This is a genomic window from Burkholderia sp. A2 (genome assembly GCF_001729305.1).
Classification (GTDB): domain Bacteria; phylum Pseudomonadota; class Gammaproteobacteria; order Burkholderiales; family Burkholderiaceae; genus Burkholderia; species Burkholderia sola.
The window spans coordinates 1-537 of sequence record NZ_LZXX01000011.1 but is presented as its reverse complement, the minus strand read 5'-3'; the positions used below and the strand labels follow the sequence as shown (position 1 = coordinate 537).

The following is a 537-nucleotide window of genomic DNA, read 5'->3' as shown; positions in this document are numbered from 1 at the left end:
CGCGCCGGTGGCGTTCGGCGCGATGGGCATCCCGATCATCGTCGCCGGGCAGGTGACGGGCATCGACGCATTCCACATCGGCGCGATGGCCGGCCGCCAGCTGCCGCTGCTGTCGCTCGCGGTGCCGTTCTGGCTCGTGTTCATGATGGACGGGCTGCGCGGCGTACGGCAGACGTGGCCGGCCGCACTCGTCGCGGGCGGCAGCTTCGCGGTCACGCAGTACTTCACGTCGAACCACATCGGGCCGGAGCTGCCGGACATCACGTCGTCGCTCGTCAGTCTCGTGTCGCTCGCCGCGTTCCTGAAGGTCTGGCAGCCGAGCAGCGCGAAGCAGACGGCAGGCACAATCGTCGCGTCCGGCGGCGGCGCGGCGCTCGCCGGGTTCGGCGCGGGCGGCAACGGGGCGGGCACGAGCCGCCAGGCGTCGCCGTACACGTTCGCGCAAACCGTGCGCGCGTGGTCGCCGTTCCTGATCCTGACGGCCGTCGTCACCGTGTGGAGCATCGCGCCGTTCAAGGCGCTGTTCGCCGCGCACGG

At 71.9% G+C, this 537-nt stretch carries 1 protein-coding gene; it reads left to right on the top strand.

Annotated features, from left to right (window positions below; all coding sequences use genetic code 11):
• A partial coding sequence (locus A9Z05_RS01520; RefSeq protein WP_176730126.1) for an L-lactate permease occupies positions 1 to 537 on the top strand: 537 nt, incomplete at both ends.